Origin of the sequence: Paraburkholderia sp. J10-1, from assembly GCF_905220165.1 — a bacterium.
Lineage (GTDB): Bacteria > Pseudomonadota > Gammaproteobacteria > Burkholderiales > Burkholderiaceae > Paraburkholderia.
Genome location: NZ_CAJMYW010000001.1, coordinates 485420 through 508704, shown reverse-complemented (window position 1 = coordinate 508704; position 23285 = coordinate 485420). Strand labels below are relative to the sequence as shown.

The following is a 23285-nucleotide window of genomic DNA, read 5'->3' as shown; positions in this document are numbered from 1 at the left end:
GCGCGATCGGCCAAGAAGAGACCCTCGCCTGCGGCGTGGCTCGGACACTCAGAGGGCCGCACCGTTCAGCAAACAGCCATTCGATTGCCGAGAATATTCAGTGGTACATCGCCCAATCTGGTGAACTAGCGAACCGTGATCCGTGATCCGTGATCCGTGATCAGCGAACGGCCGGATCGATGGATGATTGCAATCAGAATGCGGATCCAGCGCAGCCATTCATGGCTGTTCAATTCGAACGGTCACGTTAAATGGTGCCGAGGGCAGACTCACATGATCATCAGCTTTGCCTATTTCCTCTCGCGCTCATTTAACAACTGCACTAACCACCGACGTCAATTTTTTACAGTCAGCTGTGGGCTGACTGGTTGTGTACTGCAACTTAAATTTCTCAGGCTTAAAGCCACGGCCGGCATCGATCGAAACTTTAACCCCATTTACATCGGCGGCCACCTCAAAAACACCCTCCCCAGAAACTCCCACGAATTGCCAATTTGGCATAAGTAACGTATTGTTACTAAAATCAACGATACAATTTTCATTTGGCCCGGCATCAAAGGTTAATTTTTGTGAGTCGTAACTACAATTTACCCCTTTGAGCCTAGGCATGATCCCGCTTGACTCCATAACTGGCAATACATCTGCGCTTGACAGATCAACCGTGCAGTCCGCAAACGCGGCATCGAGTGGCAACAAAAAAGCTGCGCACGCTGCAAGCAGCGTCACCTGAGAATATTTTTGATTTTTCATCTTATGGGAATCGGAGCAATATCGAAATTTGGAGCTTCAGGTACATTTATGTGAGCTTGGGCACGTCCATTTATTCGTATATCATACGGCCCGGGAGGAATCTCAAGGTAATATATGCCGTCGTACCCCGTTTCTGCCTGTTGGCATTGCCCCGATACATCGCTACAGAAATCCACGATCATCCCCTTTACAGGTCGCGGGTCTGGCAATCCAGCATAGCCCCCCATATCAATTCGACCTCTAACTTCGACGACTCCTGCGGAGGCAGATATTGAATAACCCGCTAACACAGCGAAGACCGACAAATTGATAATATTGAACATTTTCGATATTTTCTCAATGAAGAAGCTGTGGCGCGCTAGCTTGCTTGGGATCGTAAGGTTTCTGAATTTGCAGCCACTGTTTTCCGATACCTTCCATCGTGTGAGTCGAGTAGTCATATTTTACGAGATGCGTGTCGTTTAAATCGATCGGCGGAGTCGAACTAACGTTTGGAAGAGAAATTGTCACCTTAGGAAAACGCTTATTTGTCGGAATAACCCAAAATTGGATTGAATCACCATACATCAAGTAACTCGGCTGCACCGCGATTTGCAGTTGACTCTGCATGTTCGCGTCTATTGGAACAAGCGTTTGTCTTTGTGAGTCGCTGGAATCGCGAGTGACTGCAGCGACAGGTAATTCGACAAGCCACGCCGTACCGTCCTTGATTGCCGACTGCTGCCTATCAAATAAGTTTTGAGCCTGCATTTCCACTGCAGTATAAACGCAAAATGTAATTATCAGCACTACAATATAAAATGCTGTCGAACCAACTACATTAAACTTGATACCAAAAACCGTTGGCCCCAGGCTTGTCCGAATGTCTCCCTGCGCTCTATCGACAGTCACTGCCCCAATGTTCCCGCCAGAGTCGTATTTGACATTTGGTGTAAGCAGCCAGTAAGTACACGCAGCGGGAATCAACGGAAGAAGAATAATGAATGCGGTCACTAGATACGCGCTTTCCATGGCCGCTCCAAAAATGAACAACCGTCTGGACTACAAACAAAAGACGTAAACAAACTGCTTTTGATCCAAGCAAATGCGGAAGGCGCGCTTGCACTATCAATTTAGATTACGCGCACTCCAAAATCCAGCTAGTCTGCTTTCTCCGCCCTTAAACCTGAACTACACCGCACTCGACGAGTTCAGCGGGACGGACTGGCTCTCGCATGCGTGCCTGCTCATCGTTTTGGTCTACTTTCAAATCAGCGCATCAACAAGCGATTAAATTGATATTTTGTACGCTGACACACATTTCGAGTTGGGGCTGGGACGTCGGGTCAATGGCTACCGGGAAGGGAGCCGACAGTACGACTGTTGTGCCTTGGAGAGCGGTCGTTAAGTGCGCGGTAGGTCGGAGGGCCGGAGTGGGTGGCGGATTCAACCGATCGACGCAGCATCCGTCGTCGGCTCACCGTCGGACCGCGTTCGGCCAACAGTTGACCTTCGCAACTGCCGTTGTAAGGGCGAAGAACGTCGGGTTTTCACTTGGTTGCGGACGTTTATCAATTGGCCCTTAGAATACGTGCACGGCACCTATCCAATATCCAAAATGGGCGAATACGAAGATAGAGCTAAACGGCATGACCTCAATGTGTCGTTCTTTCAGTCGCTACAGACGCTTAAGATCGAGGTGCCAACAGCATCCGGGGTTGATATTGGATTTTCGACGTCCCCGGCGAACGCTTTCGCGGCGTGTTTTTCAGGGTCGCGACGCTACCAGATAGCTAGAAGGTTGTTTGTATATGGCGCGAATTCCGAATCTATTGCCGACATGTTACGTGGGCGCGAACCGCTCAACTCTTTATTGACGTTCGTTCTGGATAACTATGCTTTCAGCATAGAGCTGAGCAGCGCTATCTTGACTACACGTGTCAACTTGATGGTGGCATCCCCGAGCCGAGATGGAAATGGTGGGGAGCGTCTTTTCTCCGCCTTATCGGAGATTGCAGGCGAACTGCGCCTCGCTCACTTGGCTGCTTCTATGCCGGCCAAACTCACTGGAAACCGGTGGGGTCCCGACAGAATTCGAACGATAAGCATAATTTGTGCTGGGCTGTCGCCCCTGCTCGCCGTAATACTGCTCTTTGCATGGTTTATTCATCACTCTCCGTCGCTTTTGCACAGATAGCGGCCGCTGCGCCGGTATCCGCGTGGTTGTCCGCTATACAGGGTCGATATGACCCATTCGACGGTGGTGAGAGCCGACATTTGAGGTCGCGCGGCTGTGAATGACTGAAGAGCGACCTGAAGCTGACTTACGAATCGCGACATCTGAAAGTCCGCTATGGCCGATGACCTGTCGTCGATCGACGGTACGGAACGGCCGCACCCGAAACCCGCCCCAACTGGGCGTCCGTCGCCTAGCAACGCAGCAGGCGTCCGGACCATCGACTCTCCCGGCGTGCATGTCGCGTCAAGTTGTTCGCCATGCGAATCTCAACATTACAGCCCAGCAGTAACGTGCAATGCCACGGAACCGTGTGTTTCTCCACCAGCCGGAGAAGAACACTTCTTCGGTTGGTAAGCTGCGGCGTTGGATGCTGATGAGGATTGATTTCGCTCCGTCAGAACATCCTGAACTCATCAAGCGGCAGGCCATGCTGCTCCACGTACGCGTTGTAGTACGCGATCGCTTCCGCGTTCGCCTTCAGCCAAAGCTCGGCCCGTTTGTCCGATACAGCCTTGACGAGTCCGGCTTCTGCAGCTTGGGTTATGTCCACGCCGAGATCCCTAGCTTCGGACAGAAGGGCTTCCGATAAGAAAACTTCTGTAGCTTCCTTTGGGGAGGGAACGTTCAGCGCCATAGTGGGCCTCTTTACCGGAGATTTTTCATATGTTGCCACGAACCGCCGCCAAGTACGACGCTCCGGTCGCGCAGTAGTGGTAAGTGCGAGCGGCCGCTTCTAGATGTCAGAGGCTGACAACTGCAAGTGCTCGTGTCAGAGCTGTTCGCCGGAAAAGGCCACGAGAATCAGTCGACAACCGGCCGCAAAGGAGTCGTCAGCAAGTGGTCTGATGGCGGCACACTCGGATCTTCGCCTACCAAATGCCGGTCTGGGCTGTCAATTTCGCGGGTTACCGCGCGATGCAAGCTGCCTCCGGTTCTCCGGCCACCTTCTTTCCGGGCACCATAGAAGTATGCGAGTAGGTCCATTTACTCTCTGGTCGTGTGTCGCGGCCGCCCACGGTGGCGGAGGCGATACGTGGACGCCAACGACGGTCAAGAGTGGAGAGCACGCAATCGACCGCGGCGAGAGCTGACATGCGTAGTCACGAGAGTGTGGCTGGCTGAAGTACGACCTGAAGCCGCCTTCTGTCGGGCGACGTCGTCCGCGATGGCCGAATTGTGAGCGCAGCTCGTATGTCAGGTACCATCGCGACCGCGACGGCCGAGATCTCCGCGGGCAACACCGACCTCTCCTCCCGCACCGAGGAGCAGGCCGCGTCGCTTCAGGAGACCGCGGCGAGCATGGAGCAGTTGACCGCGACGGTGAAGCAGAACAGCGAGAATGCACATCAGGGCAACACGCTGGCGGCCAACGCGCGCGAAGTCGCCAGCCGAGGCGGTGAAATCATCGGTCAGGTGGTCGAGACGATGGCCGGTATCGAGGATAGCTCGGGCAAAATCGCCGACATCATCGGGATGATCGAAGGCATCGCCTTCCAGACGAACATCCTGGCCCTAAACGCAGCCGTCGAAGCCGCCCGGGCGGGCGAACAGGGTCGAGGGTTTGCGGTGGTCGCGGGCGAAGTGCGTACGCTCGCTCAGCGCACCTCGGGCGCCGCCAAGGAAATCAAGGATCTCATCGGCACCTCGGGCCAGCGTGTGCGCGCGGGCAGTGACCTCGTCACGCGAGCGGGCGCGAACATGACGGAGATCGGCACGGCGATCCAGCGCGTGGCCGATATCATGGGCGAGACTTCGGCGGCATCCAACGAGCAAAGCCGCGGCATTGAGCAGGTCAATCAGGCCATCAGCCAGATGGACGAAGTTACGCAGCAAAACGCAGCGCTTGTCGAACAGGCCGCAGCGGCTGCGAGCAGCATGCACGATCAGGCGCGCCGTCTGGTCGATGAAGTTTCAATGTTCAGGGTGAAGTGATGCGCGCGGCGGCGAGCAGTATGCGCCGCCGCACCGCCTGTGAGGCAATGCGGAGGGCGATGGCCGCGTGCGCGCCACTGCGCGGCTTGTCCGACGCGCGCACGCCCGTGCCTAGCCATCCGTCATTTCGGTATCTTCTTCACCCGCACGCGTATCTTCGCTTCAATTTCAATTTCAGCTTCCAGGCCCACAGGAATGAAGGTCTCGGCGGCGAATCGCACACCCGGTAGCCCGTCAGCACACGAAAGATAATCGGTGGAGCCAGTGGTCGCGCCAACCGCTGGCAGTACCGAATCATGAGGACCACTCCCCCACTGAGAGGGCTGTATCCCGCCCGGGTCGACACCGAACGCTGCTACACGCCCGCTCAGCTGGCCAACCATGCGCGACAGTATCGGCCACCACCGATCGTCGGATGGTGTACGCGACAGAAGATACTTGAGGATAGCCAACTGATCCTTGTCATCACGCAGCAATTGGCTATGATCGGCGTTCACAGCGATCTGCAGTTCGAATGCGCCAACAACTAGGCGTTTCGGTCCAGACAGGTGCTGAGCCGTCAGGACGAACTTTTCTCCATGCCGGACACCGTCCGGCAGACGAAGCGTCAACAAACCAGCGAGGGACCCGTCGTTCCAACCCGGGATCGGGACAAACAAGCAATCACCGAGGTCGCCGGATGAAGAGCACCGAATCGTTCTTTCGTCAACCATGCGCATCGTACACGCATGGCTGGGGGGCCTAAGGCGGAGGACATCCTCCGCAGGGATGCCAGGGAGGTATATATCAACCTCCGTCTTCTTCGGAACGTTGCCCCACCACAGCAGGAGCGAATCGTGTCTTTCGTCGTAGCCCAAGTCTGCACCAGTGACCGGCCGGGTGCCAATGCCTTTCAGTTCGAAACTATGCTGGACGGTACGGGTCGACAGTGACCCTGGGTTGGCCGAGGTGGTGAGCGCAAGGTTGCGCTGCGAGAGTTTGTCGCTCGTTGCCGGCGTATCGCCTGGACGCGGCAACTCCGGAGATGTTGTGTCGAGCTTGTAATGGACTTCTGCAACGAGACATTGATGAAAGCCAGTGATCAACTCCTGAATACTGAGGAGATCGCTGCTCGAAAACCCACCAAAATTCGTCGCGCCGCCGGGATAACGTGGGAAGTGCTTCTGGTTCGGCTGGTTGATGTCGAGCCAGCATCCGAAGAAGCGTATTTGCTCACCGGCGCCAGCGGGCACCGTCAAGAGATTGGATGCATCTGTCTGGACTGTCATATCCTGGCCGGGGCCGACACGTGGTGCTGCAAAAAATGGGATCGAGACGATGTCCGCACCTTCGACGCCGAGCAACGGCATGGCGTCGGTCGTCACCTGGGTGCCTCCGGCTACCACCGGGTTCTCGAAGCGTCGATAGAGAGACGTCGTGTCATAAGTCAGCGAAGGGCGCAGGGTCCTAAAAAGGCGGAACAGTACCCGTACGTAATTTGCTGCCACGGTCTGGCTGTCCATTCTCACCCGGGCCAGGGCGAAGCTGTAGATCGGCGGGCCATCTGGCGCTCCGGTCGCCGTAGGCAGCAGGCTTAGCGCGGAAGCGGCCTCGGCGTCGGGCAAGTCTGAAAACATCGCCTGCCCAGCGTCTACGTTGTTATTAAGTGATTGAAGCAGCGCTACGATGTAGTCGTTTGGTGTATTGAATGGTTGGCCTGGTAGCCACCGACTCGCGCTAGTGGGCGTAACCTGGAAGACCCGAAGATCTACGCTTAACCACGGCTTGTCACCGTCCGTCATGAATGGACTTGGCTCCATCACCAGAACGATTTCACTGGTCGTTTGCCAGTCGCCCGCTTTGACGGTCAACGTGACATTGCGCAAAGCGTCGCCGCCTGTGAGCCCGTCAAAGGCAACTGTGCCGGCGAATGTCAGGTCGAAAGCAAAAACGGTTCTCTGAATTAGTTGAGGATGCGTAGGATCCTCGAGCGCCGGGTTTGGCTCGCTGTCCCACGGTGATAGCGTCGCCGTGAGGCCCTGCTGCGAGAACGTCGCACTGAACTCTAGATCGACCACTTCAAACGGGATGAAGCCGTTGAATACCGCGTAGAAAGCGCGTTTGTATGTGGTTTCACCGGCTCTTGCGTTGGTCTGAACATCGTAGATGCTAAAGACTGATCGGTCGAGTTCCGCGGTGAGCTGTTGCGCTCCGACCCGCACAGTAGCGGCCTGTATGCAGGGTCGACCGCCTGAATCTATAAGCCACAGCATGTAATAGCCCGGAGGCGCCACAGCACTTTGCGGCGGGGCCGTCACGAGAAGAAGTCCCGGGCTTTCAACTTTAAACGTAAGGCCGACGTAGCGCTGATCGTAGTCGAAGCCGTGCGTCGCTGAGCCGAACCGGGTAACAGCAGCCCGGCTTACGTCGTTTCCAGCCGCGGGATCAAACCCAACGTGAAAGGCTTCCCCATAGGAAATACAGGGCGGAGCGGATGTTATCTGAAGCCGGTTCGGCGCATTGATGTAGTCGGGCTCAAACACCTCCATTCGGTATTCAGAACTTTGATGCCCGAACACGTTATCGCGCTCCGAGCCCGCGGTCAGAACGCGCCCGTCAGTCATCAGCAACGCCACTGAGTGGTAGCCTCGCGGAACTTGCGCAGGAGCATCCGTTAATGCCGTCCACGTGCCCGTCGCTGGATCGTAAATCTCGGGAACGCGAACAGCGAATGTAGCGTCGAACTGATCTTGAGGTAGAGTTTTTGGGTCTTTCCAGACGTTAGTGCCTCCTGTGACGAGGACCTGTCCGTTAGGTAGCAAGGTGGCGAGAGCGTTAGCACGTTGAGGGATGGAGGGGGTTCCATCCTCGGAGAAAAAGTTACTGCGCGCAGAGGTCGCAATCCACGTCGACGACGCTTCGGCGCCCGTACTGATGGTTGCTCTTGCGGCCGTGTGCCCTCCGCAGATCAAAATGTCGGACTGGTAGTCCTTTTCCGGGAGCAACGGCAGCAGCACTGATGTGGTTGATTGCGCAGCAAAACCGGGAACAAGGTAGTTGGCCTCGATTTTGAGATCCGGTCCAGCGAACCCAGCGACAATCTTCGCGTTATCCGCATCGTAAATCAGCGATTTGTGCGCCCAGGCGCCCGAAAGATCGATAGACGCCCCCTCTGTCAGTTCGTGAGGAAAAGCGTAAAGAGGTTGAACAATAAGTACCAGCCCGCTAGGTAGGACATGAGCCCTTGGATAAAACACGGCGAAGTCGTGCAGATACCCCTCGCCAATGCCATCCGGGTTCAGCAGGTCCCACGCGTTGATGCAAGGCCGGTATCGCTCAGGTGAGTTGTTATTGTGTCGGGGATCGTCTTCGGTAGCCGGATAGTCCGCTGGATCGGCCTCATCGAAGGCAGTTGAGAAAACGCGAGGATGGCCGCACAGCGCAAGCAAAGATCCGTCAGGGAGCGTGATAATACTAGGATACCAACGTCCGCCCCCTCGGCCCTCAAAGCCAGGAACGGGACAAGTATTCATAGGTGCTATGGGTTGCCACTTGGGGACAGCGGCGGGATCAAAGACGAAAGCCTCCCTCAGGCCGCCCCAATGCCCGTCGTGTGGATTTGACGGGTCAGCTATTGTCATGGCGCTAGTGCCACCAGCGACGAGCAGCCTGCCGTCCGCGAGCATTGCATGACCGCTACAAAAGACGTCCAGAAAGTCATCCGGCACCAGACCACCGGGGCCGGCTGGTGAACCTGGACGCGCAGCAGTGCGTGACGCGTAGTCAAACAGGACCGTGTGATCGACTTTGCCTGCCTTATGGTTGTCGGTGTCCCACCTGTTACCGGAGAAGTACAGGAGGGAACCGCGTTCGCCGACAGGCAGTAGCGCAATGTGGACCGCTAACGCCTTCTTCTGGTCATCGCCTTCGGCGGCTTGCGGGTCAAAAGCAGATTGCCATTGGTGAGCCATTGCAGCCCTCCGTGAGTAAGCGTGAATCATTCAGCCTCGGGCTCAGCTATCGGGCATATGAACAGAACCGAAGGTGCTTTGAGGAAGCGAAAGCAAAAGGCGCAGCGGTCGCATGGGAGCAAGCTCCAAGCGTTATTGCTGGCAGTTCCCGCGCTGCTATTTCGTGCGCTGAAATTCACTTTAGTCAGCGTGTTTGTGTTCGGGAAGGTTGGCAAATATCACACCGACGTCAACTGCATCCGGAAACTGGTCAGAGCCTCTCATTGCTCGCGATCATTGCAACGTTTCCACCAAATGATGATGAGGCGAGCCCGCCGCTGAGCGCGCGACGCGGCGCACCACATAGGTGCGGCCGCAATTGAATTCAGGGAATACTCCGTACCATTGTCAAACTTCCGCCTGAAGTGACACCCGCATCTACCCTCCCCAGAAATAGAAAAACCCGCCGGCACCAAAGGTGCACGGCGGGTGGCTTGCGGGTTGATCGGCTAGCCTCGGGCAGGCGTCAGCACACGGTCGCGGTGCTCAGCGAGCAGCGCGGCAAGTGCATTCATGTTGATGCTGCGGCGCTGGCCGTCCGGGAACAGCTCGTCGAAGAAGACCGACTCAATGTCATCAGGCAGGCTCTTGCCGACTTCGCTGACGGAATCGACGCGTTGCAGCGCCGATGCGACGAACTCGGCGAATTCGCCTTCGTCGTCTGGGTCGATTTCCGAGTCGTCCGAGCAGGCCATCGATTCTGCGACGAGGCGCTGGGCCTGGACGTCGTCGTCAGCAAAGACGGATTCGGTGAACGTGCCTTCTTCGCTGTTGTTGTCGTTCCAGCGGATGGAGACTTCCCAATATTTACGCATTTAACTTTCTCCTTTGTGCCCGTTTGGGGCGGTTAAAAAGGAGACGAGCACAGGCGCGCTCTGGTGAGGGTGTCCTCAACGGAACGTACTGAACAAGGGGGATGGATAGTTGGATGAGCGGTGAGTCCGGCCACCGTTGGCGATATCGCCCTGGCCGAATGCTCTTTCTCAGAAGGCGAGGCGGGAAACCCCGCTATCAATGCAAGAAGGATTATCTTCATGGTGCTATTTGGCGACGCGTTTGCGTGAAAAGCTGGAGCCTGTTCGGTGTCCCGGTGGACAGCAATGTTCGCTTCAGGTGATTCTGGCTCATGCACAGTCCGCCCCGGGGCTCTGCAATGCCTCGCGGTGGCGGCAAGCCGCGATTTACGGCACGATAGGGGCGCCGCGGGGATCGCGCGGCAGCTGACCAGCCTCTTCCCACATGCCATGTCGGATCGTTTTGAACTCGTTGCGATCGCACTGCCCAGCGGCTGCGCGCCCGAAGCACTGCTGCCGGCCGTTGCGGCGCTGCTCGCCGCGTGCTGGCCGGGTATGAGTCGGGCCCAGCTGCTCGATCGCGCGCGTCGGCTGGCCCTCCGCATCTCGTTGCGTGCGCGGCCGGAGGCCGGCCCGGATGGCGTGCGGCTGTATTCGCTGGTGCTGGAGGACGGCGAGGTACGGACCGAACTTGTCGCCCACGTGCGTCGTCTTGTGCGTCGGCGCACCACTCGTCGCGCGAAGGCCTCGTTGCCACCGCTGAGGGATGTGCGGCAGCAGGAGCTGTTTTCCTGATGACGTCCGGTTTGTCGGACCGCACGGTCGGCCACCCGCCGATCGCGTCATCATGAAGCGGGCTATGATCGCCGTCACCGTATTCCACCGCGGAGACAATCTTGGCGACGTTCAAGGAACTGAAAGCGCAGATGGCCAGGCTCGAGGAGCAGGCGGCGGCGGCCAGGGCTGCGGAGTTCGAGGAAGCCCTCGCAGATATCCGGGCAAAGGTAGCTGATTATGGGTTTACGGAGCGGGACATTTTCGGACGCGGGAGGGGCCGCCCGCGGAAGGCAGTCGCTGGTGTCGTGCCGCCCAAGTATCGTGACCCGAAGACAGGAGCGACATGGTCGGGCAGGGGGCGGGCGCCGGACTGGATCAAGAACGCAAAGAACCGCGATAGGTTTTTGATCGCTACCTGACGAAGCACCTGACCGCTGGCGACTCATCGATACAGATCGGCTGTTGGTCAACAGACGCCTCTCGCACATCAAGACAAGTTTCAGTCTGCAATTCCGCTCCTTTCATCCAGTTCAAAAGGCGTTGTCGACAGGATGCGGATTTACCCGTACAGCAGCTACATCCGCACTGGCGTCCAACGGAGTGGTGACGGTATGTATTGCGATTCTGCGGGAGATTTATATGTCGCTAGTTGGTTCCACGGTGTGGCTGATGGTTGTGTATGTCGCGTACAGGCCTTACACGCGAAGCGAGTTGGCGGCAGTGCGGCTGTCAATTGAGTCTTAAACCGCCAGTCTTGATTCAAATTCTCATCGCGCAAGTGATAGTTTTTCTATCGCTTGCGCGCAGTTTTTCTGGTTTGCGTCACAGCGCGTTAGCGCGAAGAATGACCAGGTTGTTGTACTAGACGAATCACCGCTAACCGGAGAGTCAAGTGTTCTACCTTCAGATTACCCTCAAGATCGCCCCGGCAAATCGCGCTGCAGCGGCTGAGATTTACAACAGGTACAAGCAGCCGTTTCTGACGACTATCGATGGTGCACAATCGAAAGCATTGCTCGTTCGCGATGAAGATGTACAGGTTTTGCACGGTTTCGAAACACAGGAAACTGCGAATGGCTACCTCGGCAGTGCGCTTTTCACGAACGACGTTGTAGAAGGCCTCAAACCGTTGCTAGAAGCCGGGCCGGACGTGCGCATCTATCATGTTGTTTAACCGTTTGACGTGTCTTTGACTCGCAGTCATCTGTATGCGGGCGAATGCAAAACAGCAAGATCTCCACCAGACCCTATCGGAGTAGTGTTTGTGCTTGTAAACGCGGATTTTTCGCGGCGTGCGATTATCGCTACACGTGATTACGCATGGCTCGCATCCCCTCAGGCCGGTGTGGAGCGCGTATTGTTGGACAGGATTGGCAGCGAAGTCGCACGTGCTACAAGCGTTGTGCGATATGCGCCTGGTTCGCAGTTTGCTCGACACGCGCATCCGGGGGGGGAAGAAATTCTTGTACTAAGTGGGACTTTCTCAGACGATGACGGCGACTATCCGGCGGGCTGGTATTTGCGCAACCCGCCAAAATCGTCGCATCAACCGTACAGCTCGGACGGCACAAAAATCTTCGTCAAACTTCAGCAGTTTGCAACGGGCGATGACGCCAAAGTTCGCGTCAACACGACCGATCCAACAGTGTGGTCGAATTTGGGGCGTCGAAGTATCTGTCCGCTGCACGCGTATGGCGAGGAGCAGGTGAGTATGCAGCGCATTGAGGCAGGCGAATCTGTTTTCAGCGGCCCTGCCAATGGCGCGGAGTTGCTGCTTTTGTCCGGCACGCTGCTATTGGATGACGAGGCCTACTTGCGCGGAGCGTGGCTACGTCTGCCCGCGCCAGCCGGCTCGCACATCGTTGCAGGCGCCGAGGGGGCGACGTTCTATCTCAAGACAGGGCATTTACTTCACGTGCCCCAAGAGGTACCGCGATGAGCGCCGCACGCGTTGTGATCGTTGGCGGTGGCCTCAGCGGACTCTATGCGGCTTATATGTTGGAGCAAAAGGGGTGGCACGACTACGTGCTGCTCGAGGCCCGGGAGACCGTCGGCGGCCGCGTGCTTGCGCTTCCATCCGTCAGGGAATCGGAAGTGGCATCGTCCTGCTTTGATCTCGGGCCGACCTGGTTCTGGCCTTCGATGCAGCCGAGGCTCGGCGAGGTAATTGCGGAACTTGGGTTAGGCACTTTCGATCAGTACGCGAGTGGGGACCTGCTACTTGAGCGAGCAGAAGAACTCGTACCGCACCGCGTCGCAAGTTACTACGCACAAGAAGGCAGGCGAGTGCTCGGCGGGATGAGCGCCCTGATCGATGCGCTTCGCAAACGTGTGGACCGCAGGCGAATTCACACCGGTCAGCGCGTCCGTTCTTTGTGGGTATCGGGCGACGAAATCGACATTCTGAGCGAGGAGGCGACTGGCCTGACAAGAGCCTGGCACGCACGGCATGTATTGATCGCTATGCCACCGCGACTGGCCTCAGCAACCCTGGATTTCGCGCCATCTTTGCCTCCTGAACTATCAGGTCGTTGGCAGACAACTGCGACGTGGATGGCTCCGCACGCGAAATACGTCGCCGTCTACGAGAAGCCATTCTGGCGCGCACGAGGGCTCTCGGGCGAAGCGCGAAGTGCGCGTGGACCGCTAGCAGAAATACATGATGCGTCGATGCCCGGTGCCCAAGCGGCGCTGTTCGGATTTTTCGGCATTCCGGCACAAGTGCGGGCGGGTGTGCCGGACGACAAGCTGCGCGCGCATTGCCGCGCGCAATTGAGCCGATTGTTTGGCCCGGAGGCAGGGACGCCCGTCGCAGAAGGTCTGAAGGACTGGTCAAGCGATTCCCTTACTTCGACAGCGTCGGATCTGACTGCGTCGTCCATACATGCCCTGAGCGCGCCGGCGTTTGCGACGGCTGGTCCGTGGCAAGGGCGCATGACCGGGATCGGCAGCGAGTGGTCACACGCTTATCCGGGATATCTCGCCGGCGCGATTGATGCGGCCGAGCGGGGTGTGCAGGCGCTTTGAATGGCGATTAGCGCGACCCCTGAAACTCAATACTCAATGGAAGTCGTCATGAACACGAGTCTTCGCACAAGTTATCGCGCCATGCAAATCAAGCAACCGGGCGTACTTGAATTGGTTGAACGGCCGACTGTCGGGCCAGGGCCCGGCGAAGTGCTCATTGGCGTCGAGGCTTGCGGCGTTTGCGGTGCAGATTCAGCCGATATCGCACGCGCCAACCCTGCAAGCCAACCTGCTCGTGTGCCGGGTCACGAAGTAGTCGGTCGGATAGTGGCGCTAGGCGCCAACGTCGGCGCGCCGTGGAAAATCGGGCAGCGAGTGGGTGTCGGTCGCCTCGGCGGTCACTGCAATGCGTGCGCGCAATGTCGTCAGGGGCGCTTTCAGCTTTGTACCGACCAACCGGTTCTTGGTGTGAGCCGTGATGGCGGCTACGCCGAGATGATGCTCGCCCGCGCCACCGGGCTCGTCTCGATACCAGATGAACTTGGATCTGAAGACGCGGCGCCTATCCTCTGTGCAGGCATCGCTACGTTCAATGCACTCAAGAAATGCGGGGCGGAGGCGGGCGATCTTGTTGCCATCCTCGGCGTCGGTGGACTTGGGCACATGGCTATCCAGTACGCGCGCCGTATGGGCTTCCACGTTGTAGCGCTCGGGCGTGGCGAGGACATTACAGGCGACGCGATTGCACTTGGCGCTCATCAATACATCGATTGTAATGAGGCGTTCGCTGCCGCCAGATTGCAGGAGATGGGCGGCGCTGCTGCGATTGTCTCTACGATCACCCAGTCCGACGCTGTTTCCGCGGTCGCGGGTGGGCTCGCCCCAGCGGGACGCTTGATTCTGCTTGGTGTAGGGAAGGATCCGTTGTCGCTATCGACGGGCCAGATGGTCGCGGGACAGCGCAGCGTTATTGGCTCAATCACCGGGACGCCATTCGAGAGCGAAAAGGCGCTGGCCTTCAGCGTGCTCACGAACGTGCGGCCGATGATCGAGGTAATGCCACTCGAAGATGCAAATGCAGCGTTACGCAGACTCGAGTCGGGCGATGTCCGCTTCCGGATCGTGCTGACGACGGGGCAGACGTTCGCTTGAGTCAGTTCCGCACTGCGAAAACGTCGAACTTCGGGTGTCCGGGGCGCCGTGTATCCAACGTCATCACCTTCGTGTCCCGGCGATGCACCTCGCAGAACATGAAAATCTAGCAGCCACTGGCCAAAGCCCGGGATAACCTGGTTACATGAATTCTATGAAAGCCTGCGCGATGCTCCAGCGGTTGCCCCGATAGCGTGTCACCGATCGTCCCGCGTCTTTCCACTGGCAATTTCGATGCCACTTCTTCGGAAGCTGCCAGCAGCTGCAACATCCGTTGATCCGGCGCCGACTGCCATCACGACGGTACATATAGGCTCCGTGACGGTATCCCGAGGCGTTCATTTCACCACGTTCGCCAGAGAGGCTGCTTCGGGCCCTTCAGCAGCTTCTAGCGCCGCTAGAGGACACCCGTGCCCACGCGTCTGACCACTGGCGACTCATCGATGCAGATCGGCCGTTGGTCAACAGACGGTATTCGGTCATCGGGATAAATTCCCTTCTGCAATCCTGCTTCTTTCTTTTAGCTCAAAAGGTATTGTCGAATGTACATTGGATTTATCCCGGTGCTGGTGGCGTTTCTCGCCGCACTGACTTCACTGCGTAACCAGAAATTCGCCCGAATTCTCTGGATCATCTCCGCATTGCTTGTCGTGATTTGGACTGTCCATCATGGCCGCCATCACGTGCCCGATCTCGCTACTCTGAGGTCATGGTGATGACGATCGACACACGACACCTGAAAGCCATCGATGCCGCAGCTTTGTTAGGAGTCTCGATTGTCCTGCTCGGCGCGTTCTACTATCAACTAGTTCTGGGCGAGCTTCCCTGTGCGTTCTGCAATCTCATCCGGGTCGGTTTCATGCTGCTGGGCAGCGGTTTCCTCTTGAATCTCCATCATGGAACCCGGGCTTCGAACTACGTGCTCAGCGCGGTTGGTGCGCTGATCGGCAGCCTCATCAGTCTGCTTTTCATGTTCGCAAAGGCGCCGTCCTGGACGACACCGACAGGCTCGGCCGTCATGGGACTCCACATGTACACGTGGACCTACATCATCTTCACGGCAGCAATCATGTTCTGCCTTGCGATGCTGGCTCTCACGGTCGGAGCGGGCGCGGAGGGGGAGTCCCCATCCGCTGGCATGTTTCCAAGGGCTCGATTGGCGGCGACAGCGCTGTTCATTCTGCTGGTCGGCGCCAATCTGGTTTCGGCGTTTCTGGAGAACGGCTTCAATACTTTCCGCGCCGGTGGCCAGCAGCACTACCAGATGCTCTATGACGGCGACGTCATGAAGCCCTGACGACCCCGCAATCAGTGACGAACATGTCGCTCTCGCGGCGTCAGGCGGGCGGTGTGGTTCGACGCATGCGCGACGGGCGCGATGGCCGTCGCGCGGACACGTTTACAGGAGAATTTAATGAGCAGTGACGTACGAGTGACACCATGGCAGGACGGAAACGACGTTCCGGCTGATCTACTTGCAGGCATACGGGCGCGCCGTCCGAACGGTGAGTTGATTGGTATTGACCGCATCCTGCTGAGAAGCTTCCCGCTTGCGACAGGTTGGAACGAACTGCTGCGCCGCGTGCGCGCTGACTTCCAGCTTCGTCTCGAGTTCCGCGAGCTGATCATGTTGCGTGTGGCGGTGCTCAACAAGGCTGACTTTGAATGGGGCGTACATTACCCGGCTTATCTGGAGGCCGGCGGTAGCGTGCAAAAGGCGCAAGAGGTCAAGGCCGAGAGCCCCGGCGGCGCGGTGTTTAATGCGCGAGAGCTTGCACTGATTCGGTTGACCGACCAGTCGACCCGTAATGTGAGCGTGGATGCGGCAGTGATCGACGAACTGAAAGGCTACTTCGGGGAGGCTCAAACGGTGGAGGCGGTTGCCACGGTGGCCGCTTACAACATGGTGTCCCGTTTTCTTGTCGCGTTGGCTATCTGAACCGGGGACAGGGTCGACGCCCGTGTCAGCAAGGCATCTATGAGCGCCGCTCATAGGGGCGTGAGAACATACCATTGTTTTTCAAAATTCGGCGCTGATACGCTCCAATCCATACGAAGCCACGCCACAGGTGTGCCGTTTTGCGGATGGGAATCATCGTGAAGTTAAATTTCGAAGAGCAAGGCGCGGGTGCCGCTCCGGGACACAGCAAGTCGATTTTCGACAAGGTGATTGATCGTAGGAATTCGAACTCGTTGAAGTGGGCTTTCGGCGAAAAGCTGTTGAGCGCCGACGAACACGCCGCCGACCCGTTGCCGATGTGGGTGGCGGACATGGATTTTCGTTCCCCGCAGCCGGTGATCGATGCGTTGCATGAGGCAGTCGAATTCGGCGTGTTCGGATACTCTCGCGGAGCCACGGAGCGCTACGTCTCGGCCGTCATCGAATGGCAGGAAAAGCGCTTTGGTTGGGAGGTGGCCAGCGAGTGGGTGTTGCAGGCGAGCGGCATCATTACGGCACTGAAAAACGCGATTCAGGCGTTCTCGGCGCCGGGCGACTCGGTCCTGATCCAGACGCCCGTTTACGCACATTTCCACGATGACGTGGTGCTGAACGGGCGGAGGGTCGTCTGCGCGCCGCTCGAACGCAAGGGAGCCACGTATCGTTTCGACGAGAAGGCGTTCGAAGCGGCAATCAGGCCCGACACCAAGCTGTTCATCCTGAGCAATCCGCACAACCCCACCGGGAATGTATGGTCTGAAGCGGAGCTGCATTCGATGGGTGAGATCTGCCTGCGACATGGCGTGATCGTGATATCGGACGAGATCCATCAGGACCTGATTCTCAATCCGCTCAAGAAGCACGTTCCGTTTGCGTCGCTTGGCGCGAAGTTCGCCGACATCAGCATCACCTGCACCGCGCCGAGCAAGACTTTCAATCTTCCCGGTCTGCAAAGCGCGAACATCTTCGTACCGAATGGACGCATGCGAGACGAGCTGCGCCGACAGTTCGACCGCAACATGTATCAGTCGGTGAACACCCTTGGCATGGTGGCGGCGGAGGCGGCCTATTCGCAAGGAGAGTCCTGGCTCGAAGCCTTGCTGGTCTACCTGCGTGAGAACCAGAACTCCTTCCGCCAGGCTGTGAACAGTCTGACGTCGAAGATCGAGGTGCTGCCAACCGATGCTCTTTATCTGGCCTGGATGGATTGCCGTGGTCTTGGCATGGACCCGGACGAACTGAATACGTTCATGCTTACCGAGGCTAGGCTGTGGCTCGACAAGGGGCCGAAGTTCGGCGCTGAAGGGCATGGGTACATGCGTGCGAACCTCGGCTGTCCGCGGTCAACGGTCGACGAAGCCGTTCACCGACTAGCAGGCGCGCTGGTCGCGCTATAAGCACGTTGGTACAGGACTAAGGGTTCCAACCAGTCTCATAAGTTAGTGATGCGAAGTAGTTAGGTTGAAATCGGAATCGTCTGATTCCGATTCGAGAAAACAATACGTGAGATTCATGTGGAGACGATATGGATAAGCACCCCAATACACCTGTCTACGAGCAGGAGGATCTCAAGCGAGATCTGAAGAATCGCCATGTGCAGATGATCGCCATTGGCGGCGCAATTGGCACCGGCCTGTTCTATGGATCATCATGGGCAATCCGGACGGCGGGCCCTGCGATTCTGCTGGTCTTCGCGCTCGCATCGATAGCGATTTACTTCGTGATGCGCGCCCTCGGCGAGATGGCCGTGGAGGAACCGGTGTCAGGGTCCTACATCTCCTATGCCAATCGATATATCCACCGGTTCGCCGGCTTTCTCAACGGTTGGAACGCGTTCATTTTCCTGCTTGCGACCAGTGCTGCCGACCTTAATGCGCTCGGGAATTACGTCCACTTCTGGTTTCCGCATATTCCGATATGGGTGACAGCCGGTGCGGCGGTGTCGCTGATGTTCGCGGTGAATATCATCGGCGTGAAAATCTATGGTGAAGCCGAGTTCTGGTTTGCGCTCGTCAAGGTGGTCGCGATCGTCGCGCTGATCCTGTTCGGCTTCGGCATGATCGTGTTTGGTATCGGTAATAACGGCGTGCCGGTTGGCTATCACAACCTCGTCGACAATGGCGGGTTCTTCGTGAAGGGCGCGAGTGGGACGTTCCTCGCGGTGGTCATGGTCGCGTTCTCGTTCGGCGGAGTGGAGAACCTCGGTCTCGCTGCAGGCGAAGTCAAGGATGTGAAAGTGACGATGCCGAAGGCGATCAATGCCACGTTCTGGCGCCTGCTGATTTTCTATGTTGGCGCCATCGCCGTTTTGCTGATGATTTTCCCTTGGACGTCGCTCACGACGAAAGGCAGCCCATTCGTGCAGGTCTTCACCCGCATCGGCATTCCCGCTGCGGCCAGCATCATGAATCTAGTGGTGATCATGGCGGTGCTGTCTGCCGTGAACGCTAGTGTATTCACCAACAGCCGTACCTTCTACAACCTCGCACTGCAGAAAAACGCACCTGCATTCCTGGGCGTGACGAATGCCCGCAAGGTGCCGCATCGCGCGATCGTGATGGTGTTCGTGACGATGTTCGCTGGCGTGCTGCTCAACTACTTTATGCCGGAGCAGGCGTTCGAACTGTTTTCGTCAGTTACGGTGTTCGCGCTGGTTTGCGCCTGGGGCTCCATTGTCATCAGCCATCTTCGCTTCAGGAAGCTCAGGGTTCGGGCGGGTACGGACGGCCAGATTGCCTATCGCATGCCGTTCTACCCGTACAGCAACTACCTCGCACTGGTGTTTGTTGCGGCGGTGCTCGTCGGTATCGCGCTGCTACCCGACATGCGCATGTCGCTGGTCGTCTCCGCCGTCTGGGTGTTGGTGGTGTATGTCGCGTACCGGTTCTATGTAGGCAAGGAGACTGCGAACGCTGCGCAGGACGCGGATCTGTCCAATCGACAGGACCAGTTGGTGTGATTCGGAACTGGGAATGCGGCGCATGCACGTGATTGGCGGAAAAGTGGCTCATGCCGGGGTGCGATGGTCGGGCATCAGGGCCGTTCCGTGTGCGAGGAGGGCGCGGCCAACCGGCTCGCGCCGTTGTGTTCGCGGCCACGCATATAGACCTGCGGACTGCGCCCCATCTCAAGACGGAACGCATAGACAAATGCGGATGTGGAGCCATATCCAAGTTCCAGCGCGGTGCGGGTGACATCCATCCCACCGCCAAGGAGCTCAACCGCCCTGAACAGACGCATGCGTCGGCGCCAGGTGCGCAGGCTCATGCCCGTCTCCGCGAGGAACCTTCGTGCGAGCGTACGTGCCGACATGCCTAATACGTTGCCCCATTCATCGGGACCGCGCGAATCGGCCGGATCGGCATACAGAGCCTCGCAGAGCCGCGCGAGGGTTTCGTCGCGCGGCCAGGCCAGCGCGGCCGGCAAAGGTCTGGCGCGAGCAAGCTGGTCGAGGATGAGACGCGTAATCCGGCCTACATACCCGTCTTCGTCCGGTTGGTCTTCGATGTCGGCGGCTTCGACGATCAGCGCCTTGAGCAGCGGTGATACCGCAAAGACCATCGGGCTTTCGCCTGTCAGCGTCCGCCCTGTTGCATCGTCGATCCAGAGGCTGCGGAATTCGGCGCCCAGCAGCGAGCCGACGCGGTGCCGCAAACCGGTGGGCAACCACACAGCCTGTTCTGGCGAGATGACCAGTGATTCGCCTTCGGAGATCACGGTCAAGGCACCCGATATCGCATACACCATCTGGTGCCAGCGATGGGCGTGTTCGGGGAAGCAGTGCCTCGCGGGAATCGACTGGACGCGGACTTTCAGCGGCTGCGGTGGCGAGAGGCCCTCAGGTGGTTCGATCGTTTCCCAGTTCATTTCAATCTGCCTTGTTTGGCAGATATTCTATACATCGTGGCGATAAGTCGAAAGACAGTCATCTCGAGAACTGCTTTAATTGACAACCGTCTCTTGAGCCACCCGTCGCGCCGCGGTCCCATTTTCGGCGCGAAGGCCTTGGGACTATCTGGAGTTACAAGTTTTATGGCCTGTTTTGACCGCTACGACCTGCCACTTTCGACAACCTCCGATCTCGCTGCTGAGCGCTACCGCACTGGCGTAGATTTGCTGTTGTCACTCTGGCCAGGTGCAGGCGAGGCGCTCGACGAAGCGATCGCTGCCGACCCTGATTTCGCCCTTGCTCATGCAGCACGTGCGCGCCTGCACGCCATCAGCGCACAGCCCTCGGACGCACGCGCGAGGATCGCACTGGCGCTCGAACTCGTCACCCGCAACGGTACCGAACGTGAGCGCAGCCACGTCCAGACGCTCTCGTTTGCGATTAGCGGCCAGTCAGCCAACGCATTGGCCAGTGCGCTCGCGCACACGGACCAATGGCCTCGCGATGTTGTGATTCTCTCCATGCCGCTGGGCGCTTTCGGGCTCTTCGCGTTCTCCGGGATGGCCGATCATGACCAGGCACGGGTCGATCTGTGCGAGCGGCACGCCTGCCATTTCGCCGCAGACGACTGGTGGTTCCTGACCTATAGAGGCTGGGCGCATGGAGAAAACGGCGACGTCGCGACGGGGCGGGAAATGACGCAGCGTGCACTGGAATTGCGTCGGCATAACGTCAACGCGGTGCATGCTGTCGCCCACGTTCTTTTCGAGTCGGGCGCGAACGACGACGCACAGAAGGTCATCACCGGGTGGCTACCCGAGTATCCGAAGTCCGGCGTGCTGCACGGTCACATCGCATGGCACTCCGCGCTGATCGCGCTGGAGCGTGGCGACACCGCAGGAGCGCTCGCGGTGTATGACAAGCACGTCGCGCCTTCCGTGTCGCAAGGCACGCCGGTCAATATCGTCAGCGACACGGCTTCATTCCTTTGGCGCATGCAGGCCTACGGTCACGCCGTACCGGCAGGCAAGTGGGACGAGGCGGCAAATTACGCTTCCAGCTACTTCAAAGATGCCGGGTTCCCCTTTGCCGATTTCCATATGGCGTTGCTCGCAGCGGCGACCGGTGATCGCGGCGCGGTGGCCACTCGGGTCAGTGCATTGAACCGCTTGATCGAGCAGGGCAACTTGCCAGCCGGAACTATGGTGCCGGCGATTTGCCGCGCCGCCGTGGCGTTCGCCGACGAACAGTATTCGTTGGCCGCTGAGATTCTTGAGCCGGTGTCGCATGATGTGGTGCGAATCGGCGGCAGCGGCGCGCAGCGGGAGATCGTTCAGGACACGTTGCTGGTGGCTTTGATGCGCAGCGGCGAAGCGGGGAAGGCACGAGACCTGTTGGATCGGCGTTTGCATCGCCGCCCCTCGCCGCGTGATATGCGATGGCGTGATCAGCTCGCGGCAGCCTGAGTTCAGGCACGCGAATGATGCACTGATGTAGCGGAGCTTGCCAGCCGTTGATCCAGCGGTCGGCATCATCTTCTGGGCTATGTGGAGTTGCGATTGACGATTCGTGCTACTACACAATTCACCCGTCATTTTCGTTGGTCAAGCTTTGATGAATTCGAGCGTATCAGTGAGGCCGTCGTGCCTCAGGAAGTGGCTGGTCGAGCGGCTGGGGCCGGTGACCGCCATTTCCATCGCGCAACTGTTTGGCACCGCGCTTTGGTTCAGCGCAAACAGCACCGCTGACGATCTCATGCGGCTTTGGCATGCGAGTGCCGCCGACATCGGCTGGCTGACCAATGCGGTACAGCTTGGCTTTATCCTCGGCACGCTGACGATATCGCTATGCGGTGTGGCCGACCGCTATCGGGCGAGTCAGATCTTTGTTTGCAGTGCGCTGCTCGGCGCAGTCCTCAACGCCGGTTTTGCGTGGCTTTCGGCCGGGCTCGTGTCGGGCGCGATGTTCCGCTTCGGCGTCGGCATCTGTCTTGCTGGCATCTACCCCATGGGGATGAAACTGATCGTCGGCTGGGCGCCAGACCGCACTGGCCCGGCGCTGGCCCAACTGGTGGCGATGCTCACACTGGGCACGGCGCTGCCGCACGCGCTGCGGGTGCTCGGCACCGGTTATCAGTGGCAGGCGATCATCAGCGCTTCTTCCGGGCTTGCCCTGGTCGGAGCGTGCTTGATTGGTGTGCTTGGCGACGGGCCGCATGCGATCCTGCGTCCGTCCGCGAAGTGTGGTGCTCGCCCTGCGGGCTCAACCCAGCCGTCTGTCCTTGGTGTGTTCCGGATTCGCGCCTTCCGCGCCGCGACGTTCGGCTACTTCGGCCACATGTGGGAGCTCTACACTTTCTGGATGGCCGTGCCGCTGCTGATTTCGCGCCTTTCATTGCCCGCTCGGGTATCCGGAGTCAACGTGTCGGGCATGGCGTTTGCCGTGATCGGCGTCGGCGCGCTGGGGTCGTTGCTGGGTGGCGCCTTGTCGCGGCGCATCGGCAGCGCCTGCGTCGCCTGCGGTGCGCTAGCAACGTCGGGTGCGTGTGCGATCCTGTTCGCGACCAGCTGGCGTATGTTGCCGCCGGTAGCACTGGTGGCACTGCTGCTGGTCTGGGGCACATCGGTGGTCGCCGATTCGCCGCAATTCTCGGCGCTGGCTGCGCGCGCCTGTCCACCGGCGTTAGTCGGCAGCGCGCTGGCAATCCAGAACTCGATCGGCTTCGCCATCACGGTGGCGTCGATCGCCGCGACTTCGGCACTGCTCTCACATATCGGGCTCGACGCCACCTGGCTGCTGGTGCCAGGGCCGCTGTGCGGGCTTGCTGCCTTTGTGCTGACTTCGCGTACTCCCGGCAACCGCCGGGTGGAGGCCTAAG

At 58.5% G+C, this 23285-nt stretch carries 18 protein-coding genes and 1 pseudogene; 13 read left to right on the top strand and 6 right to left on the bottom strand.

From position 1 onward, the window contains the following. Positions 1-306 precede the first annotated feature (306 nt). The 3 genes from U5A65_RS02240 to U5A65_RS02230 form a co-directional block, all read right to left on the bottom strand. Positions 307-750 (bottom strand): hypothetical protein, encoded by a 444-nt coding sequence (locus U5A65_RS02240; protein ID WP_321945348.1) that lies wholly within the window; start codon positions 748-750, stop codon positions 307-309. A 336-nt stretch (positions 751-1086) separates the two neighbouring features. Next, a complete protein-coding gene (locus tag U5A65_RS02235) occupies positions 1087-1761 on the bottom strand; it encodes a hypothetical protein (protein WP_321945347.1) in 675 nt (224 codons plus the stop codon). 1601 nt (positions 1762-3362) lie between these two features. Continuing rightward, the gene (locus U5A65_RS02230) at positions 3363-3602 is read right to left on the bottom strand and encodes a type II toxin-antitoxin system CcdA family antitoxin (RefSeq protein WP_321945346.1); all 240 of its coding nucleotides are present in this window, start codon (positions 3600-3602) and stop codon (positions 3363-3365) included. A 560-nt stretch (positions 3603-4162) separates the two neighbouring features. On the opposite strand from U5A65_RS02230, the pseudogene U5A65_RS02225 reads away from it, so the two are divergent. Next, a pseudogene (locus U5A65_RS02225) lies at positions 4163-4900 on the top strand (methyl-accepting chemotaxis protein); the annotation flags it as partial. Positions 4901-5022: 122 nt separating this feature from the next. Here U5A65_RS02225 and U5A65_RS02220 read toward each other — a convergent pair. Then, positions 5023-8850: a galactose oxidase-like domain-containing protein gene (locus U5A65_RS02220; RefSeq protein ID WP_321945345.1), complete on the bottom strand. Its 3828-nt coding sequence runs from the start codon at positions 8848-8850 to the stop codon at positions 5023-5025. Between the two features lie 488 nt (positions 8851-9338). Next, positions 9339-9704: a hypothetical protein gene (locus U5A65_RS02215; RefSeq protein WP_321945344.1), complete on the bottom strand. Its 366-nt coding sequence runs from the start codon at positions 9702-9704 to the stop codon at positions 9339-9341. A gap of 429 nt (positions 9705-10133) precedes the next feature. On the opposite strand from U5A65_RS02215, the gene U5A65_RS02210 reads away from it, so the two are divergent. The 10 genes from U5A65_RS02210 (at position 10134) to U5A65_RS02165 (ending at position 19477) form a co-directional block, all read left to right on the top strand. Further along, on the top strand, positions 10134-10478 hold the full coding sequence (locus tag U5A65_RS02210; RefSeq protein WP_321945343.1) for a hypothetical protein: 345 nt from the start codon (positions 10134-10136) through the stop codon (positions 10476-10478). Positions 10479-10579: 101 nt separating this feature from the next. Further along, on the top strand, positions 10580-10879 hold the full coding sequence (locus tag U5A65_RS02205; RefSeq protein WP_321945342.1) for an H-NS histone family protein: 300 nt from the start codon (positions 10580-10582) through the stop codon (positions 10877-10879). A gap of 473 nt (positions 10880-11352) precedes the next feature. Then, positions 11353-11634, top strand: a complete 282-nt coding sequence (locus U5A65_RS02200; protein ID WP_321945341.1) for a hypothetical protein — start codon at positions 11353-11355, stop codon at positions 11632-11634. 84 nt (positions 11635-11718) lie between these two features. Then, complete coding sequence (locus U5A65_RS02195; protein WP_321945340.1) at positions 11719-12399, top strand: cupin domain-containing protein; 681 nt, start codon at positions 11719-11721, stop codon at positions 12397-12399. Beyond that, complete coding sequence (locus U5A65_RS02190) at positions 12396-13487, top strand: flavin monoamine oxidase family protein (protein ID WP_321945339.1); 1092 nt, start codon at positions 12396-12398, stop codon at positions 13485-13487. The genes U5A65_RS02195 and U5A65_RS02190 overlap by 4 nt, the downstream gene beginning before the upstream one ends. A gap of 48 nt (positions 13488-13535) precedes the next feature. Beyond that, positions 13536-14579, top strand: a complete 1044-nt coding sequence (locus tag U5A65_RS02185) for an alcohol dehydrogenase catalytic domain-containing protein (RefSeq protein ID WP_321945338.1) — start codon at positions 13536-13538, stop codon at positions 14577-14579. A gap of 715 nt (positions 14580-15294) precedes the next feature. Then, the gene (locus U5A65_RS02180; protein ID WP_321945337.1) at positions 15295-15876 is read left to right on the top strand and encodes a disulfide bond formation protein B; all 582 of its coding nucleotides are present in this window, start codon (positions 15295-15297) and stop codon (positions 15874-15876) included. 117 nt (positions 15877-15993) lie between these two features. Then, on the top strand, positions 15994-16518 hold the full coding sequence (locus U5A65_RS02175; protein ID WP_321945336.1) for a carboxymuconolactone decarboxylase family protein: 525 nt from the start codon (positions 15994-15996) through the stop codon (positions 16516-16518). Positions 16519-16664: 146 nt separating this feature from the next. Beyond that, positions 16665-17915, top strand: coding sequence for a MalY/PatB family protein (locus tag U5A65_RS02170; protein ID WP_321945335.1), 1251 nt, complete (start codon positions 16665-16667; stop codon positions 17913-17915). Between the two features lie 128 nt (positions 17916-18043). After that, the gene (locus tag U5A65_RS02165) at positions 18044-19477 is read left to right on the top strand and encodes an amino acid permease (protein ID WP_321945334.1); all 1434 of its coding nucleotides are present in this window, start codon (positions 18044-18046) and stop codon (positions 19475-19477) included. Positions 19478-19551: 74 nt separating this feature from the next. Here the strand turns inward: U5A65_RS02165 and U5A65_RS02160 are convergent, their stop codons facing one another. After that, positions 19552-20385: a helix-turn-helix transcriptional regulator gene (locus U5A65_RS02160; RefSeq protein WP_321945333.1), complete on the bottom strand. Its 834-nt coding sequence runs from the start codon at positions 20383-20385 to the stop codon at positions 19552-19554. Positions 20386-20550: 165 nt separating this feature from the next. Between U5A65_RS02160 and U5A65_RS02155 the strand changes: the two genes are divergently transcribed. Both U5A65_RS02155 and U5A65_RS02150 read left to right on the top strand, forming a co-directional pair. Next, positions 20551-21873, top strand: coding sequence for a tetratricopeptide repeat protein (locus U5A65_RS02155; protein WP_321945879.1), 1323 nt, complete (start codon positions 20551-20553; stop codon positions 21871-21873). 148 nt (positions 21874-22021) lie between these two features. Continuing rightward, the gene (locus U5A65_RS02150; protein ID WP_321945332.1) at positions 22022-23284 is read left to right on the top strand and encodes an MFS transporter; all 1263 of its coding nucleotides are present in this window, start codon (positions 22022-22024) and stop codon (positions 23282-23284) included. Position 23285: the final 1 nt, after the last annotated feature.